Origin of the sequence: Micromonospora maris AB-18-032 (assembly GCF_000204155.1) — a bacterium.
Lineage (GTDB): Bacteria > Actinomycetota > Actinomycetes > Mycobacteriales > Micromonosporaceae > Micromonospora > Micromonospora gifhornensis.
The window spans coordinates 5,797,358-5,813,026 of the sequence record NC_015434.1; the positions used below are offsets into that span (position 1 = coordinate 5,797,358).

The 15,669-nt window shown below is 71.6% G+C and carries 15 protein-coding genes; 8 read left to right on the top strand and 7 right to left on the bottom strand.

The genetic code is table 11. The features are described from left to right. Nucleotides 1-83: 83 nt before the first annotated feature. Both VAB18032_RS25590 and VAB18032_RS25595 read left to right on the top strand, forming a co-directional pair. The gene (locus VAB18032_RS25590; protein WP_013735834.1) at nucleotides 84-383 is read left to right on the top strand and encodes a CD225/dispanin family protein; all 300 of its coding nucleotides are present in this window, start codon (nucleotides 84-86) and stop codon (nucleotides 381-383) included. Between the two features lie 6 nt (nucleotides 384-389). Then, nucleotides 390-1,106 (top strand): DUF4190 domain-containing protein, encoded by a 717-nt coding sequence (locus VAB18032_RS25595; RefSeq protein ID WP_013735835.1) that lies wholly within the window; start codon nucleotides 390-392, stop codon nucleotides 1,104-1,106. Nucleotides 1,107-1,210: 104 nt separating this feature from the next. Here VAB18032_RS25595 and VAB18032_RS25600 read toward each other — a convergent pair whose 3' ends face one another. Beyond that, nucleotides 1,211-1,900, bottom strand: a complete 690-nt coding sequence (locus VAB18032_RS25600; RefSeq protein ID WP_013735836.1) for a TetR/AcrR family transcriptional regulator — start codon at nucleotides 1,898-1,900, stop codon at nucleotides 1,211-1,213. A gap of 112 nt (nucleotides 1,901-2,012) precedes the next feature. On the opposite strand from VAB18032_RS25600, the gene VAB18032_RS25605 reads away from it, so the two are divergent. Together VAB18032_RS25605 and VAB18032_RS25610 are read left to right on the top strand one after the other, a co-directional pair. Next, nucleotides 2,013-2,972, top strand: coding sequence for an NAD-dependent epimerase/dehydratase family protein (locus VAB18032_RS25605; RefSeq protein WP_013735837.1), 960 nt, complete (start codon nucleotides 2,013-2,015; stop codon nucleotides 2,970-2,972). Between the two features lie 66 nt (nucleotides 2,973-3,038). Beyond that, nucleotides 3,039-3,638: a hypothetical protein gene (locus tag VAB18032_RS25610; protein WP_013735838.1), complete on the top strand. Its 600-nt coding sequence runs from the start codon at nucleotides 3,039-3,041 to the stop codon at nucleotides 3,636-3,638. Between the two features lie 114 nt (nucleotides 3,639-3,752). On the opposite strand, the gene VAB18032_RS25615 is transcribed toward VAB18032_RS25610, so the two are convergent. After that, entirely contained in the window at nucleotides 3,753-5,045 is a 1,293-nt protein-coding gene (locus VAB18032_RS25615; RefSeq protein ID WP_013735839.1) for a cell division protein PerM, read from the bottom strand. A 160-nt stretch (nucleotides 5,046-5,205) separates the two neighbouring features. On the opposite strand from VAB18032_RS25615, the gene VAB18032_RS25620 reads away from it, so the two are divergent. Beyond that, on the top strand, nucleotides 5,206-5,475 hold the full coding sequence (locus VAB18032_RS25620) for a hypothetical protein (RefSeq protein WP_013735840.1): 270 nt from the start codon (nucleotides 5,206-5,208) through the stop codon (nucleotides 5,473-5,475). A gap of 46 nt (nucleotides 5,476-5,521) precedes the next feature. Here the strand turns inward: VAB18032_RS25620 and sucD are convergent, their stop codons facing one another. The 3 genes from sucD to icmB all read right to left on the bottom strand — a co-directional run bounded on the left by sucD (nucleotide 5,522) and on the right by icmB (nucleotide 8,486). Continuing rightward, nucleotides 5,522-6,409, bottom strand: coding sequence for a succinate--CoA ligase subunit alpha (gene sucD / locus VAB18032_RS25625; protein WP_013735841.1), 888 nt, complete (start codon nucleotides 6,407-6,409; stop codon nucleotides 5,522-5,524). Between the two features lie 2 nt (nucleotides 6,410-6,411). Then, nucleotides 6,412-7,590 carry an ADP-forming succinate--CoA ligase subunit beta gene (gene sucC / locus VAB18032_RS25630; RefSeq protein WP_013735842.1) on the bottom strand — a complete coding sequence of 393 codons (1,179 nt, stop codon included), beginning with the start codon at nucleotides 7,588-7,590 and terminating at the stop codon, nucleotides 6,412-6,414. A 491-nt stretch (nucleotides 7,591-8,081) separates the two neighbouring features. Continuing rightward, nucleotides 8,082-8,486: a coenzyme B12-dependent isobutyryl CoA mutase small subunit gene (icmB, locus tag VAB18032_RS25635; RefSeq protein ID WP_013735843.1), complete on the bottom strand. Its 405-nt coding sequence runs from the start codon at nucleotides 8,484-8,486 to the stop codon at nucleotides 8,082-8,084. A gap of 435 nt (nucleotides 8,487-8,921) precedes the next feature. Between icmB and VAB18032_RS25640 the strand changes: the two genes are divergently transcribed. Both VAB18032_RS25640 and VAB18032_RS25645 read left to right on the top strand, forming a co-directional pair. Beyond that, a complete protein-coding gene (locus tag VAB18032_RS25640; protein WP_013735844.1) occupies nucleotides 8,922-9,635 on the top strand; it encodes a M23 family metallopeptidase in 714 nt (237 codons plus the stop codon). A 276-nt stretch (nucleotides 9,636-9,911) separates the two neighbouring features. Next, nucleotides 9,912-10,658 (top strand): M23 family metallopeptidase, encoded by a 747-nt coding sequence (locus tag VAB18032_RS25645; protein ID WP_013735845.1) that lies wholly within the window; start codon nucleotides 9,912-9,914, stop codon nucleotides 10,656-10,658. Nucleotides 10,659-10,670: 12 nt separating this feature from the next. On the opposite strand, the gene VAB18032_RS25650 is transcribed toward VAB18032_RS25645, so the two are convergent. Together VAB18032_RS25650 and pcrA are read right to left on the bottom strand one after the other, a co-directional pair. Further along, a complete protein-coding gene (locus VAB18032_RS25650; protein ID WP_193386272.1) occupies nucleotides 10,671-12,332 on the bottom strand; it encodes an ATP-binding cassette domain-containing protein in 1,662 nt (553 codons plus the stop codon). A 225-nt stretch (nucleotides 12,333-12,557) separates the two neighbouring features. Continuing rightward, nucleotides 12,558-14,951, bottom strand: a complete 2,394-nt coding sequence (pcrA, locus tag VAB18032_RS25655) for a DNA helicase PcrA (RefSeq protein ID WP_013735847.1) — start codon at nucleotides 14,949-14,951, stop codon at nucleotides 12,558-12,560. 366 nt (nucleotides 14,952-15,317) lie between these two features. On the opposite strand from pcrA, the gene VAB18032_RS25660 reads away from it, so the two are divergent. Beyond that, the gene (locus VAB18032_RS25660) at nucleotides 15,318-15,635 is read left to right on the top strand and encodes a chorismate mutase (RefSeq protein WP_043725772.1); all 318 of its coding nucleotides are present in this window, start codon (nucleotides 15,318-15,320) and stop codon (nucleotides 15,633-15,635) included. The last annotated feature ends 34 nt before the right edge of the window (nucleotides 15,636-15,669 follow it).

Here is a 15,669-nt window from a genome sequence, read left to right on the forward strand (position 1 = left end):
ACCAGGTACGCTGCCGGTCGCTCGGGCCCGGCGCACGTCCGGCCCGCACCCACCAGCGACAGCAACCTGAGGAGCGCATCGACATGCAGCCCGGATACCCCTCTCAGCCACCCCAGCAGGTCGACAACAACATGACAATGTCGATCGTCGCCATCTTCCTCTTCTGGCCGCTGGCCATCCCCGCGATCATCAACGCCTCGAAGGTCAACCCGCTGCTCCAGCAGGGCGACTACGCCGGTGCGCAGGCCGCGGCGGCCGAGTCGAAGAAGTGGTCCAAGTGGGCCCTGATCGTCGGCATCGCCTGGATCGCGATCGTCCTGGTCTGCTGCGTGGGCGGTAGCCTGCTCGGTGCCATCAGCGGCAACAGCGCGATGAGCTACTGATTCCGGATGCAGCCCGGTAACCCTGGTCAGGACCCGTACGGCCAGCAGCCGCCGTACGGGGACCCGACCTCTTCGCCGCCCGCCAACCCGTACGCCCCGCCGCCGGCCAACCCGTACGCGCCGCCGCCGGCCAACCCGTACACGCCGCCTGCGGATCCGTACACCCCACCGGCGGACCCGTACGGGCCGGCCGACAACGCTCCGGCGGACCCGTACGGTCAGCAGCCCTCCGGCCCGCCGCCGGTCTCGCCCGCCCCCTACGACCCGTACGCGCCGCCGCCGGCCGCCCAGCCCCCGGCGTACGGGCAGCCCCCGGCGTACGGGCAGGAGCCCGCCTACGGGCAACCGGCCTACGGCCAGCCGCAGGTGTCGGGCCAGCCGTACGGTCAGCCCTACGCCGACCCGTACGCCGCGCAGCAGCCGTACGGTGGCGCACCGATGTACCCGCAGGCCGGCTTCGGCGGTCCCAGCGGCCCACAGAACACCCTCGGCCTGCTGTCGATGATCCTCGGCATCGCGTCGATTCCGCTGTCCTGCTGCTACCTCGGCATCCCGCTGGGTGCGGCCGCGCTGATCACCGGCTGGCTGGGCAAGCAGAAGGCGGACCAGGGTCTGGCCAACAACTCCGGACAGGCGCTCACCGGCCTGATCTGCGGTGGCGTCGGCGCACTGTTCGGCGTGCTCCAGATCGTGCTGCTGGTGGTGAACGTCAGCCTGACGTAGCGCTGAGCACACCCGCATCGAGGGGCGTTCCGGACAACCGGGACGCCCCTCGGTCGTCCACCGGGCCGGCGTGACGGACTCCGTTGACTCCGCCGGCCCCTCAGCTACCCGGGCAGGCCGATCAGGTCGGCCATCCGGCGCATCTGGTGGTCGAAGTACTCCTCCCGCGCCTGGATCAACCCGTCGAGCTGACCGAAGAGCTCGAAGCTCACCGCGCCGAAGCAGGACATCCAACCGGTGGCGCCGCGACTGAGCAGCGCCTCGGGGACGCCGGGAAAGAACCCGCCGCGGACGGCGGCCAGGTCGGCCTGGACCGGCCCGGGCAGGTCACCGGGGTCGCTGAGGGCACCGGCGGCGAACCCGTCGGCGAGGATCCCGATCAGGACGGTCGGCGTCCGGACCGCCGCCACGGTGGTCTCCTGCGGCGCGGCGTAGCCGGGGACCGGGCTACCGAAGAGCAGGGCGTACTCGGCGGGATGGGCCAGCGCCCAGCGGCGTACGGCGTGACAGGCCGCGAGCCACCGGCCGCGCAGGTCGGTGCGGTCGGTGACCTCGGCGTCGCCGGCCGCCACCGCGTCGCCGAGCGCGTGGTAGCCGTCCACGATCAACGCGGTGAGCAGTTCGTCGCGGCTGGGGAAGTAGCGGTAGATCGCCGAGGAGACCATCCCCATGTCCCGGGCGACGGCGCGCAACGACAGGTTCGCCCCTTCCGCCGCGAGGTGCCGGCGGGCGATCGCCTTTATCTCGTTGATCATCTCGGCTCGGGCCCGAGCCCGGATGCTGGCAGCAGGCATGACAGTGAGTGTCGCACACATTCGAGAGCACTGCTCTTGACGGCAGGGGCTCACATCCGCGAACATAGCTCTCGACGGAGAGCACTGCTCTCCATTTCGAGAGGGGACTCCCGTGGCCACATCCGCACACCTGATCGTCGGCGCCGGCCTGGTCGGCTCGACCACCGCGCGCCAGCTCGCCGAGCAGGGCGAACAGGTCCGCATCGTCAGCCGCTCCGGCCGGGGCCCGGACCACCCACGGATCGAACGGTTCGCCGCCGACGCGGTCGACGCCGACCGCCTCAGCGAGCTGGCCGACGGGGCGACCGCGATCTACAACTGCCTCAACCCCGCCTACCACCGTTGGCTGACCGACTGGCCGCCGATGGCCGACGCGCTGCTCACCGCCGCCGAACGCTCCGGCGCGCCCCTGGTCGTCACCGGCTGCCTCTACGGGTACGGCGAGGTCACCGGTGCGATGACCGAGCAGACCCCGCTCGCCGCCACCCACCCCAAGCTGAAGGTACGGGCCGACATGTGGCGGGCCGCCCTCGCCGCCCAGCGCGCCGGGCGGATCCGCGCCGTCACCGAGGTGCGTGGCAGCGACTACCTCCAGGCGCAGTCGATCTTCAGCTTCCTGCTCGGCAAGCCGCTGCTCGCCGGGCGTCGCGCCTTCGTGCCCGGCCCGCTCGACGTACCGCACACCTGGACCTCGATCAACGACATGGCGGCGATGCTGATCACCGCGGCCACCGACCAGCGGGCGTGGAACCGCGCCTGGCACGTGCCCAGCGCGGCACCGCTGACGATCCGGGAACTCGCCACCCGGTTCACCGAGGTGGTCGGGGCACCCGCGCCGAAGCTCACCACCATCCCCGGCCCGGTCTTCCGCGCCGCCGGCCTGCTCTCCGCGATGCTGCGCGAGTTCCAGACCACGGCGTACCAGTTCGACAGGCCGTTCGTCATGGACTCCACCGCGGCCACCGAGACCTTCGGTCTCCGCCACCAACCACTCGACGAGTCACTGCGGGAGACCGCCGCGTTGCTCGGCGGACTCCCGGCCGCGACCACACGCCGACCGGCGACCGTCTGACCGCCGCCGCCCCGCCGGACGGCCGTCCTGCCCCGAACATCCGCTCTGTACCGGAGGTACCTCGACATGTCCGCCGTCACCATCGCCCCGCCCGCCGTGGCCGGGACCGCCAGCACGGTCGACCGGGTCGACAACCGGATCCCGTACGCCAGCTTCGCCGTCGCCTACCTGCTCGGGCACGGTGCCGCCGCGCTCTCCAGCGGTGCCGACCCGCTGGTCGACCTGCCCGGATGGCTGCCCATGACCCTGCTCGCCGCCGGCATCGTGGCCGGCAGTGTCGCGGCCACGGTCGCCGCCACCCGCGCCCAGCGCGGTGCCGGACGAGCCGAGCTGCTCTCCGGCAAGCTCCTCGGCATCGCCTGGGTCACCGGCTTCACCGGCCTGTTCTTCGTCATCACCGGCCTGGCGACCACCCTCGACATGCCCGAGCTGCACACCATCCTCTGGCCGAGCGGTTCGGCGTTCATCGTCGGCCTGATCTATCTCGCCGAGGGCGCCGCCCGCCGCAACGTGTTGCACTACGCGCTGGGCAGCTGGCTCGCCGTGGTCTCCACCGCCGCGCTCTTCCTCAGCACGCCCGGGCCGTACTGGATCCTCGCCCTCGCCGGCGGCGGTGCCTACGTCCTCGCCGCCGTACTCGAGTCCCGACGGCTCGCCGGCCACTGAACGGTCCACGTCCATGCAGGCGACACGCGGTGGTCCCCCGGGATCACCGCCGTTCGCCGTCTCGACCCGGTCGGCCTTCCTGCCGGCATTCCGGCCCTCGGCCGGCTGGCGGTGTCAGGCGGTGAGCCGGGTGAGCCAGCGGGTGGCGGCGGCACCGAGCAGCGCACCCGCGCCGATGACCACAGTTGACGCGAGCGCCACCTGCCAACCGACCGGGCCCAGTTCGGCCAGCCGACCCGCGCCGAGCGGCCCGCCGGACGCCTCGGCGACCGCACCCATCAGCAGACCGGTCACCGGCCCGGCCAGCACGGCCGGAAACAGCAGCGCACCCCAGCCCAGCGGTGCTCGTTCGACGGCGGCCGCGCGGAGCAGGCGGCGGGCGAGCAGCCCACCGACGGCCAGCCCCACCAGGGCCGGGAGCGCCAGGATGGTGGCCGACCAGAAGCCGTCGACCGGCCCACCGGGCAACCCGGCGACCAACGGCAGGGCCGGCAGCGCGCCGACGGCGACCTCGCTGGTCCGTACCGCCGTGTCGGTGCCCACGGCGAAGCCCGGGCCGAGCAGGTAACTGGTCGACCAGACGGTGGCGTTCGGCGCGTAGGCCAGGCTCACCAGCGTGATGCCGGCCTGACCGGCCACCCCGGTGCGGTAGGCGCCGATCAGGTCGGCCGCGTCACCACCGCCGGTCGCCACGGCCAGTCCCGCCACCGCCGCCCCCGCCCCGAGCAGCACCAGCCCGGCCACCAACCCCGCCTGCACACCGTCGCGCAGCGGCTTCGGCGTACGGGCGGCGAGCAGGTCGGACAGCCGGCTGGTGCGCGCCGCGCCGACCCCGGCGGCGAGCACGCCGAGCACGCCGAAGGTGAGCCCGGCCCGCACCGTCGACACGCCGAGCCCACCGGCCCCGACCAGCATCGCGGCCAGCACACCGAGCAGGGCGTACACGACGCCCACGGCCACCGCGGCGACGAGGGTGCGACCCGGTGAGCGGCTGCCCCGCGCGCCGATGGCACGGGTGACGTGCACCCCGGCCCGGGACAACCGCCACACCGCCAGGGCGGTCACCGCGAGCGGTGCCAGACCCAACGGCCCGGTGGCGGTCTCCAGCGGCACCCCGTGCCCGAGCAGCCAACCTGCCGTCCCCGCGCGCACCGCGCCGAGCAGACTGGCGGCACCCTCGCTGAGCTGGAACAACCAGAGCACGAGCGCCACCGGCAGCCAGGAGGTGAGGGCGGCGCCACCGGCGGCCACCAGGGCGGCGACCACGAGCGGCGCGTGGTTGCGGCCGGTGGGCCCGCCACGGGGCAGCGGCACCCGGCGCGGCGGGCCGGCACGACCGGGCGGCCGACTGCCGGCGTCCCGGGCTTCGGTGGCCCGCCGGGGCTGGTCAGGGGTGACGAAAGACATCGGTTCTACTCTGGCATGCCGCGCCCGGGTCGGCTGACCGACACCACACCGGCGGGACACCTAGTTGCTCTTATCGCGTGTGACGCCACAGGTACTGCTCTAGCCTCGGCAGCAAGGAGCCGTGATCCGTGTCGCGGCAGCTAGCGCCCGGAGGGAAGCCGTGACCACTCCGTATCCACCGCCACCGCCGCCGCCCTCGCGCCCGGCCGGTCGGGACCGCACCACGCTCTGGGGTGTGCTGGGCATCGTGACGGGCCTGCTCTGCTGCGGCATCCTCGGCATCGTCTTCGGCTGGTTGTCGATCCGCGACGCGCGGCGCTACCACCAGTCTCCGGTGCTGGGCTACGTGGCGATCGGCCTCGGTGTGCTCAACATCGTGCTGAGCCTGATCCTGCAGGCGACCGGGAACTACCCGTACTGGAACCGCTGAGGGGCCGACCGGACGGTCAGCCCCTCAGCGCGGTTCAGCGGTCCGGTCAGCGGCCGGACATCAGCTCCCGCATCAGCTTGGCGGTCTCGGTCGGCGTCTTGCCGACCTTGACGCCTACCGCTTCCAGCGCGGCCTTCTTGGCGTCGGCGGTGCCCGCCGAGCCGGAGATGATCGCACCGGCGTGGCCCATGGTCTTGCCGGGCGGGGCGGTGAAGCCGGCGATGTAGCCGACCACCGGCTTGGTGACGTTGGCCTTGATGAACTCGGCCGCCCGCTCCTCGGCGTCGCCACCGATCTCACCGATCATCACGATCGCGTCGGTGTCCGGGTCCGCCTCGAAGGCGGCCAGGGCGTCGATGTGCGTGGTCCCGATGATCGGGTCACCGCCGATGCCGACGCAGGTCGAGAAGCCGATGTCGCGCAGCTCGTACATCATCTGGTAGGTCAGGGTGCCGCTCTTGCTGACCAGGCCGATCCGGCCGGCGCCGGTGATGTCGGCCGGGATGATGCCGGCGTTGGAGGCGCCCGGCGAGGCGATGCCCGGGCAGTTCGGCCCGATGATGCGGGTCCGCTCCCCCTTGGCAACGTTGTACGCCCAGAAGGCGGCGGTGTCGTGCACCGGTACACCCTCGGTGATCACCACGGCCAGCGGGATCTCGGCGTCGATCGCCTCGATGACCGCGCCCTTGGTGAACTGCGGCGGTACGAAGATGACGGTGACGTCGGCGCCGGTCTCCTTCATCGCGTCGGAGACGCTGGCGAAGACCGGCAGCTCGGCACCGTCGAAGTCGACGGTAGTGCCCGCCTTGCGCGGGTTGACGCCGCCGACGACGTTGGTGCCGGCGGCGAGCATCCGCCGGGTGTGCTTGGAACCCTCGGAGCCGGTCATCCCCTGGACGATGACCTTCGATTCCTTGGTCAGCCAGATTGCCATGATCAGACCCCCGCAGCCGCCAGCTCGGCGGCCCGCTCGGCCGCGCCGTCCATGGTGTCGACCCGCTCGATGAGCGGGTTGTTCGCGCCGTCGAGGATCGCCCGACCGGCCTCGGCGTTGTTGCCGTCGAGGCGTACGACGAGCGGCTTGGTGACTTCCTCGCCACGCTGCTTGAGCAGGTCCAGCGCCTGGACGATGCCGTTGGCGACCGCGTCGCAGGCGGTGATGCCGCCGAAGACGTTGACGAAGACACTCTTCACCGACGGGTCGGAGAGCACGATCTCCAGACCGTTTGCCATCACCGCGGCGCTCGCGCCGCCACCGATGTCGAGGAAGTTGGCCGGCTTGACGTTGCCGTGCCGCTCGCCCGCGTAGGCGACCACGTCGAGGGTCGACATGACCAGACCCGCGCCGTTGCCGATGATGCCGACCTCGCCGTCGAGCTTGACGTAGTTGAGGTCCTTCTCCTTGGCGGCCTGCTCCAGCGGGTCCACGGTGGCCTGGTCGACCAGGGCCTCGTGATCCGGGTGCCGGAAGCCGGCGTTCTCGTCGAGCGAGACCTTGGCGTCCAGCAGCAGCAGCTTGCCGTCCTTGGTCTTGGCCAGCGGGTTCACCTCGACCAGGGTGGCGTCCTCGGCGACGAACGCCTGCCACAGGCCCACCGCGGTCTCGACGACCTGGTCGGCGACCTCGGCCGGGAAGCCGGCCGCCTCGACGATCTCCCGCGCCTTGGCCTCGTCGACGCCCTTGACCGCGTCGATGGGGGCCTTGACGACCTTTTCCGGGGTGTCGGCGGCGACCTGCTCGATGTCCATGCCGCCGGCCACGCTGGCGATGCAGAGGAAGGTGCGGTTCGCCCGGTCGAGCAGGTACGAGAAGTAGTACTCCTCGGCCACGTCGGCGGTCACCGTGATCATGACCTTGTGGACCGTGTGACCCTTGATGTCCATGCCGAGGATGTCGGTGGCGCGGGCCACCGTCTCCTCCGCGCCCTCGGCCAGCTTGACGCCACCGGCCTTGCCTCGGCCGCCGACCTTCACCTGTGCCTTGACGACCACCCGGCCGCCGAGGCGTTCGGCGATCGCGCGGGCCTCCTCTGGGGTCGTAGCGACGCCGCCGGCGAGCACGGGCAGGCCGTGCCGCTCGAACAGGTCCCGCCCCTGGTATTCGTACAGGTCCACGATTGCGCGTCCCGTCCCGTCTCTGCGGCGCACCGTCGCGCCGCCACCAGCGTATGGAAAGAAAACAGTGCGATGCCTGACATCAGTGGAAGTTGAAACAGGCCATTGCGCGCAGCCTAGCGATGACGGCACGGCGGGCAACCGAGCGGGTGCGCGGTGTGCGGTAATCCACAGCCCCCCGCGGACGCCGCCCGCAGCCTGCGGCAGGACCGACGGCAAGGTCACCCGAACGAGCGATCCTGCCAGCTCGGGCAGGGATCTCGGCGATGGTGCGTAACCCCGCCGAAAGGGCGTCGTTGAGTCTGATGTCGGCGCGCTGGAAGGCGCGAGGACACGAAAGCGGCCGATGCCCTGTCGGTCGAGGGGTGGCGGCGGGGCATCGTGCATAGAGGGGCCGGACGTGTGAGGGGTGCGTCCGGCCCCTCACTCTGTGCCCTCAAGCCGCTGTACGCCGTGATGATTCGACGGCGTACGACCAGCCGGTCGGAAACTCAGCCCACCGGCTGCGCGACATTCTCCCGGACCCACTCCACGATGGACTGAGTGGTCGCGCCCGGGGTGAATATCTTGGCCACACCCAGCTGCGTCAACTCCGGCAGGTCGGCGTCCGGGATGATGCCGCCGCCGAAGACCACGATGTCCCGGGCGTCGCGCTCGTCGAGCAGTTCGATCACCCGCCGGAAGAGCGTCATGTGCGCGCCGGAGAGCACCGACAGGCCGACGGCGTCCGCGTCCTCCTGGATCGCGGTCTCCACGATCTGCTCCGGCGTCTGGTGCAGGCCGGTGTAGATGACCTCCATGCCGGCGTCACGCAACGCGCGGGCCACCACCTTGGCGCCACGATCGTGGCCGTCCAAGCCCGGCTTGGCGACGACGACCCGAACACGAGAGCTCATCTGCGCATCCCTTTCACCGGCTCCGCGGCAATCACCTGAACGAACGGTAACCCGCGCGGACGAGCCCGGGAAACCGGGGCGAGCATCACAGTGGCCACGGGCGTGCACTCGGCGACATCGGCGCACCCCGAATCGCCACGACCGATGCCGGACGAGTCAAGGAGGACGACTCAGCCGATCGGTCACGGTGCGCTACGAACGGACGATAACCAGGGCACCCTGTCGTGACCCAAAGGCCTGACAATCAGGGACGGAAAGGGACAGAATGGAGCAGCGAGTTCGGCGCTCCGGCTTGTGACTCGCCTGACGGTTGGCTACCGTGTCCACGGTTGTCATCAGGTCTACGGACGGGTGACGACGCGGAACCAGCCACACTCGGACCTCGGTCCGGGTGCGGGCCAGTCCGCATCGGAACCCCGACAACGGAGGGTGTGCGTGCGCCAGCGCCTGTCGTCTGAGCCCGATAGATATCGCGGCCGCCGTCGCGTACCCACCCCCCCACGCAGCCGCTACGCCGCGGTCGTCACCACCGCCTTCGTCGGTGCCGGTGTGGTGGCCCTGGGCGCGGGAGCCCTGCCGGACGCCAAGAGCGTCAACCCGTCCGTGCTGGACGAGCTCAAGCAGGCGTCGATCAGCAGCCAGGGCGCGGCGGACCGGGCCGATGCTGCCGAGCGCGCATCCCGCGACGGCCGAGGCGCCTCGGAGATCGTCGCCGACTCCGGCGTCTGGCTGCTCCCCCTTCAGGGCTACGACTTCAACTCGCCGTACGGCATGCGCTGGGGCAAGCTGCACACCGGCATCGACCTGGTCGCGCCGGAGGGCACCCCGTACGTCGCCATCCACGAGGGCAAGGTCACCAAGGCGGGCTGGTTCGGCGGCTACGGCTACGCCGTCATCGTCCAGCACGCCGACGGCAGTGAGGCGATCTACGGCCACTCCTCGGCGCTGAGCGTCCGCGAGGGCCAGCAGGTCAAGGCCGGCGACCAGCTCGGTCTGGTCGGCAACACCGGCCACTCGTACGGCTCCCACCTGCACCTGGAGGTCCATGTCAAGGGCCAGCCTCTGGACCCGGTGCCGTGGCTCCAGGAGCGCGGAGTGGACATCAAGCTGCAAGTCGAGGCAATTTACAGCGAGGTAGCCGACTCCTGACCACCAGTAAGGCCTGATGACCGCCCGGATCGCATGATCCGGGCGGTTTTGTCTGTGCGCCCCGGCGGCAAAGTGTCCCAGCTCACAGCAGCGACTGTGGCGGATGCCATAACACCGGCCCGCGGCGGATCCGGACAGTCGACCACGGCGTCGGACAGACGCGGACAGCCACCCGGCGGTGCCGCACCGGCCCGTCCACCCCCGGTACCCACCGCACGGCGGTTCGACACCAGGATTTCGAGGTCACGTGCCACTTCGATCCCGTGAGGTCCGCCCGTGCAGGACGACAACTCCACCCCGTACCGGAAGATCCCCAACGCTCCGGTGCGACACCGACGTCAGGTCGGCTGGCGCGACCGCGGCCTGGTCATCGGCGCGGTCGCGCTGGTCGGCCTCGGCGGTGTCGCCGTGGCGACCCGCGACGGCCAACCCACACCGAGCCCGGTCTCGCTCGACGCGCAGGCCGAGGCCGAGGCCGCCCGCATCGCCGCCGCCGCCCGGGCCGACCGGTCGGCCCGCGACCTCGTCGCCCCCAGCGCGACGAACAGCCCGACGCCGACCCCGTCGGCGAGCGCCAGCCCGACGGCCAAGCCCAGCCCGAAGGCCACCAAGAGCGCGACCTCGGGCTGGGTGATTCCGATGGCGGGTGCCGCCATCACCTCGTGCTACGGCCCCCGCTGGGGCACCCTGCACGCCGGCATCGACTTCGCCCTGCCGGCCGGCACCCCGGTCCGTGCCGCGTTCGGCGGCACCGTCACCAAGGCCGGTGACGTCGGCGACGGCTACGGCATCTCCGTCGTCATCGACCACGGCAACGGCTACCTCACCCACTACGCCCACCTGAGCACCGCCAGGGTGAGCGTGGGCGAGAAGGTCAGCACCGGGCAGACCATCGGCCTGGAGGGCTCCACCGGCGACTCGACCGGTCCGCACCTGCACTTCGAGGTGCACCAGGGACAGATGTGGAACCAGATCGACCCGGCACCCTTCCTGCGCGCCCGCGGCATCAACGTGGCCTGCTGAACGGATGGAGCGTCAGGGCGCCTCCGGCGGGTCGGCGAGCGACAGGACGGGCCAGTCGGCGAGGTCGACGAGCATCTGCCGGTCATGGGTGGCGACGACCACGGCGGCCGAGGTCTCCCGTAGGGCGGCGGTCAACTCGTCGACAAGCGGTGCCGACAGGTGGTTGGTGGGCTCGTCGAGGATCAGCAGGTCCGGCCGTTCGGCGAGTCGCAGCGCGAGGTTCAACCGGCGTTGCTGCCCCTGGGACATCCGCCCCACCGGGGTCCGCAGGGCCTCCCGGTCGAGCAGGTTTGTCGCGGTCAGCGGCAGCCGGTCCCGGTCGCCGAGCCGCCCCGCGGACTGGAGTCGGCCGACGTACCGGTCGTACAACTCGTGCGCGAGGACGTCCGACGGCCAGTCCGGCACCTCCTGCCCGAGCAACGCGACCCGGGCCTGCGGCAGGTGACGGACCTCGCCGGTGGACGGTTCGAGCTGCCTGGCCAGCACCGCGAGCAGCGTCGACTTGCCCGCCCCGTTGGGGCCGGTCACCAGCAGCCGGTCCTCACCGTCGATGGTGAGGGTGACGGCGTGCCGCAGCCGCCCAGTCACCGTGACGGCGGTGCAGCGCAGGATCGGTGACCGCGTCCGGGTGCCGAGTTCGGGCCAGCGCAGTCGCAGCGGCGGCTCCGGCACGGTGAGCTGGTGGGCCGCGAGGTCCTCCTGCCGGCGCCGCAGTGCCTGGACGACACCGGGGGCGCGCGACTGGCGCTGGTGTTTGCCGTGGCCCTTCTCCGGACGCCAACCGGTGCTCAGCCGTTGCTGCGCCTCGTTCACCGCCTCGGCCAGCCGCTGATGCTCGACCTGCTGTGCCTCGTACTCCCGTTCCCAGCGTTCGCGCTCCCGACGGCGCCCCTCCTGCCAACCGGCGTACCCGCCGGCGAACAGGCGCGGTCGTCCGTCCTCGCTGGGGTCGAGGTCCAGGAACTCCACGGCCACGTCGCGCAGCAGCGCCCGGTCGTGCGTCACGACCACGACTCCGCCCGGATGCTCGCGCAACCGTCCGGTGAGGAAGGCCAGCCCGCCGGCGTCGAGGTGGTTTGTCGGCTCGTCCAGCATCAGCAGGTCGTAGCGGGCCCCCAACAGGCAGGCCAGGCGGACCCGGTAACGCTGACCGACCGAGAGCGTGGCCAGCGGGCGCTGCCGGTCGGTGCAGGCGTCCAGCCCGGCCAGCGCCACGTCGACGCGCCGCTCGGCGTCCCAGGCGTCGAGTCGGGTGGCCGCGTCGAGCGCGGCGGCGTAGGCGTCCTCCGCGCCGGCCAGCCCCTCGGTCAGCGCCGCCGTGGCGTCGTCGAGCGCCCGCAACGCGCGGCGGGACTCGCGGGTCGCGGCCGCGACGAGGGTGCCGACCGTCTCGCCGTCGCGTGCCTGGAGCGCCTGCTCGGCCAGGCCGATCGTGCCGGCCTGGTCCACCGTGCCCTGATCGGGCGCGGCCACCCCGGCCAGCACGTGCAGCAACGTCGTCTTACCCCGGCCGTTCTCGCCGACGACGGCCAGGCGGGACCGGGCCGAAACGGTCACGCTGACGTCGGACAGCACGACCCGCCCACCGCGTACCACCCGGATGCCGTCCGCTCGTACGTGCGCCCGGTGGCCTGCCGGCAGCTGGCCGGCGGGATGCAACTTACTCATGCTCATCTTGTCTGCTCTTCGGCTCGTCGTGGAGCCGGGCAGCACGAAGACGCCGCCCGGCGGGAACACCAGGACGGCGGAACAGAGCTCGATCAGGAAAAGCCGGTCAACCCTGCCGCCGTCAGCGGCGGAACCAGGGCTTCATCGAGAAGGCGCACGAGTGCATGCTCCGACGATAGCGCAGCCGGAGTGGCTCCGGTGCCCGGTGGTGATCAGCGACGGTCGGCGGGCTCAGAGCTTGTCGATGGGGGCGTGTCGCAGCACCAGCCAGAGCGTCTGGTCACCGAAGTCGATCTGCGCCCGGGCGCTCGGGCCGTGCCCTTCCACGGTGACCACCCGACCCAGGCCGTACCGCTGGTGGTTGACCCGGTCCCCGGCGACGACCTTCGGGCCCTGCGGCAGTTCGCTCGCGGTGGCCAGACGGCTGCCGTCCACGCCGAGCTTGCGCGCCAACTGCACGGCCCGGGGCGTACCCCCGGAGAAGGTGCCGCGCCCGCCGGGCGTGCGCTCCGCGCGACCACCAACGCCGCCGCCACCGCCACCCCACGAGGTGTACGACCCCTCGGTGCGCTCCCAGCGGACCAGTTCCGGCGGCAACTCCTCGACGAACCGCGACGGCGGGTTGTAGGACGGCTGCCCCCAGGCCGACCGGGTCACCGCCCGGGAGAGGTAGAGCCGCTGCCGGGCCCGGGTGATGCCGACGTACGCCAGCCGACGCTCCTCCTCCAGCTCCCGGGTGTCGCCGAGCGACCGCAGGTGCGGGAAGACGCCGTCCTCCAGGCCGGTCAGGAAGACCACCGGGAACTCCAGGCCCTTGGCGGTGTGCAGGGTCATCAAAGTGACCACGCCCTGGTGGTCCGGGTCGTCGGTCGGCACCTGGTCGGCGTCGGCGACCAGCGCGACCTGCTCCAGGAAACCGGCCAGGGTGGCCCGCTCCCCCTCCTCACCGGTCGACTCGATCCGTTCGGTGTACTCGCGGGCGACGCTGACGAGTTCCTGGAGGTTGTCGACCCGCCCGGCGTCCTGCGGGTCGAGGCTCTCCTCCAGCTCGGTCAGGTATCCGGAGCGGGTCAGCACCGCCTCCAGCACCTCTTCCGGGGTGCCGTCGACGGTCAACTCCCGTGCGGAGTCGAGCAGCGCCACGAAGTCGGCGATGCCGTTGGCCGCCCGACTGGAGATGCCCGGCGCGTCCTTGGCCCGGCGCAGCGCGGCACCGAACGAGATCCGGTCCCGGCCGGCCAACGCCTCCACGCACGCCTCGGCACGCTCGCCGATGCCCCGGCGCGGGGTGTTGAGGATGCGGCGCAGACTCACCGTGTCGTCGTCGTTGACCACGGCGCGCAGGTAGGCAAGCGCGTCCCGGACCTCCTTGCGCTCGTAGAAGCGCACCCCGCCGACGACCTTGTACGGCAGGCCGACCCGGATGAACACCTCCTCGAAGACCCGGGACTGGGCGTTGGTGCGGTAGAAGACCGCCACGTCGCCCGGTCGGGTCTCGCCGTCGTCGACCAGCCGGTCGATCTCCCGAGCCACCCAGTCGGCCTCGGCGTGCTCGGTGTCGGCGACGTACGCGACGATCGGCTCACCCGTGCCGGCGTCGCTCCACAGCCGCTTCGGCTTGCGGGAGGTGTTGCGGTCGATCACCGCGTTCGCGGCGTTCAGGATGGTCTGGGTGGAGCGGTAGTTCTGCTCCAGCAGGATGGTGCGGGCGTCGGCGAAGTCGCGCTCGAACTCCAGGATGTTGCGGATCGTCGCGCCCCGGAAGGCGTAGATCGACTGGTCCGCGTCTCCGACCACGCACAGCTCGGCCGGTTCGAGCCCTTCGGTGCCGGAGACCAACTCCTTGATCAGAACGTACTGCGCGTGGTTGGTGTCCTGGTACTCGTCGACCAGGACGTGCCGGAACCGACGCCGGTAGGTCTCGGCGACGTGCGGATGCGACTGGAGCAGATGCACCGTCGTCATGATCAGATCGTCGAAGTCGAGGGCGTGCGCCTCGCGCAGCCGCCGCTGATAGAGCGTGTACGCCTCGGCCAACGCCCGCTCGTTGGGCCCCGAGGCGCGGGCGGCGAAGGCCTCCGGATCGACAAGCTCGTTCTTCAGGTTGGAGACCTGGGCGGCCAGCCCCCGAGCCGGGTAGCGCTTGGGATCGAGATCCAGCTCGCGGGCGACCATCTGCATCAGCCGGCGGGAGTCGTCGGCGTCGTAGATCGAGAAGGTCGACTTCAGACCGGCGTGCTCGTGCTCGGCCCGCAGAATCCGGACACAGGCCGAGTGGAAGGTGGAAACCCACATCAGCCGGGCGCGCGGCCCGACCAGTTTGGCCACCCGCTCCTTCATCTCACCGGCGGCCTTGTTGGTGAAGGTGATCGCGATGATCTCGCCGGGATGCACGTCCCGGGCGGCGAGCAGGTAGGCGATCCGGTGGGTCAGCACCCGGGTCTTGCCCGAGCCCGCGCCGGCGACGATCAACAGCGGCGATCCCGCGTGCGTGACCGCGTCCCGTTGCGGACCGTTGAGGCCCTCCACCAGTTGCAACGGGTCGAGGTGGCCCGGCGCGGCGACCCGGCGCGGCGGCTGCTCGGGCGCGGGCGAGGACACGGGGATGTCGAAGAGAGGATGCATCGCAGAGCGAGTCTATGCCGCCGGCCCGACACCGCCCGCCTTGGCGGTGTCGCAGCGCTCCCCACGCGCCGGACCGGGCCGCTGACAGCCGCGTTCTCGCAGCGTGTGATGGTCGTTCGCTTGCGCACCGCCCGACGCGGGCGGCATACTCGACGACATGTTCGATCAGCGCTTCTACTTTTACTACGGCACCGGGAGTCCGGCTGCCGTAGGTCGCGCCTGATCAATCAGACCTACGAAAGCCCCGGGCTCACGGAGCCCGGGGCTTTTTCCGTCCCGGGATCCGGGCAGCGGGCACCAGACTCTGAGAGGTACCCGAAGATGTCAGACGTGATGGAACAGAGTGGCGTCCCGGCCGGTTCCGGCATGGCCCCCGACCGCACCGGGGCGGCCGGCACACCCGACTCGGCGAAGCCGGGTACCGGAACCACGGAGCCGATGGCCGCGGCCCGGATCGTCGAGATCCGGACCCGGATCGACGAGATCGACCGGACGCTCATCGAGTTGTGGCAGGAACGGGCCGAGCTGTCCCGCGAGGTGGGCGCGACCCGGATGGCCTCCGGCGGCACCCGGCTGGTGCTCTCCCGCGAGCAGGAGATCCTGGAGCGGTTCCGCAGCGCCCTCGGCGCCGACGGCACCCAACTCGCCCTGCTGCTGCTGCGCGCCGGCCGTGGACCGCTCTGACGGGCCGCCCCGCTGGGCAACTGCCTCGGGACAC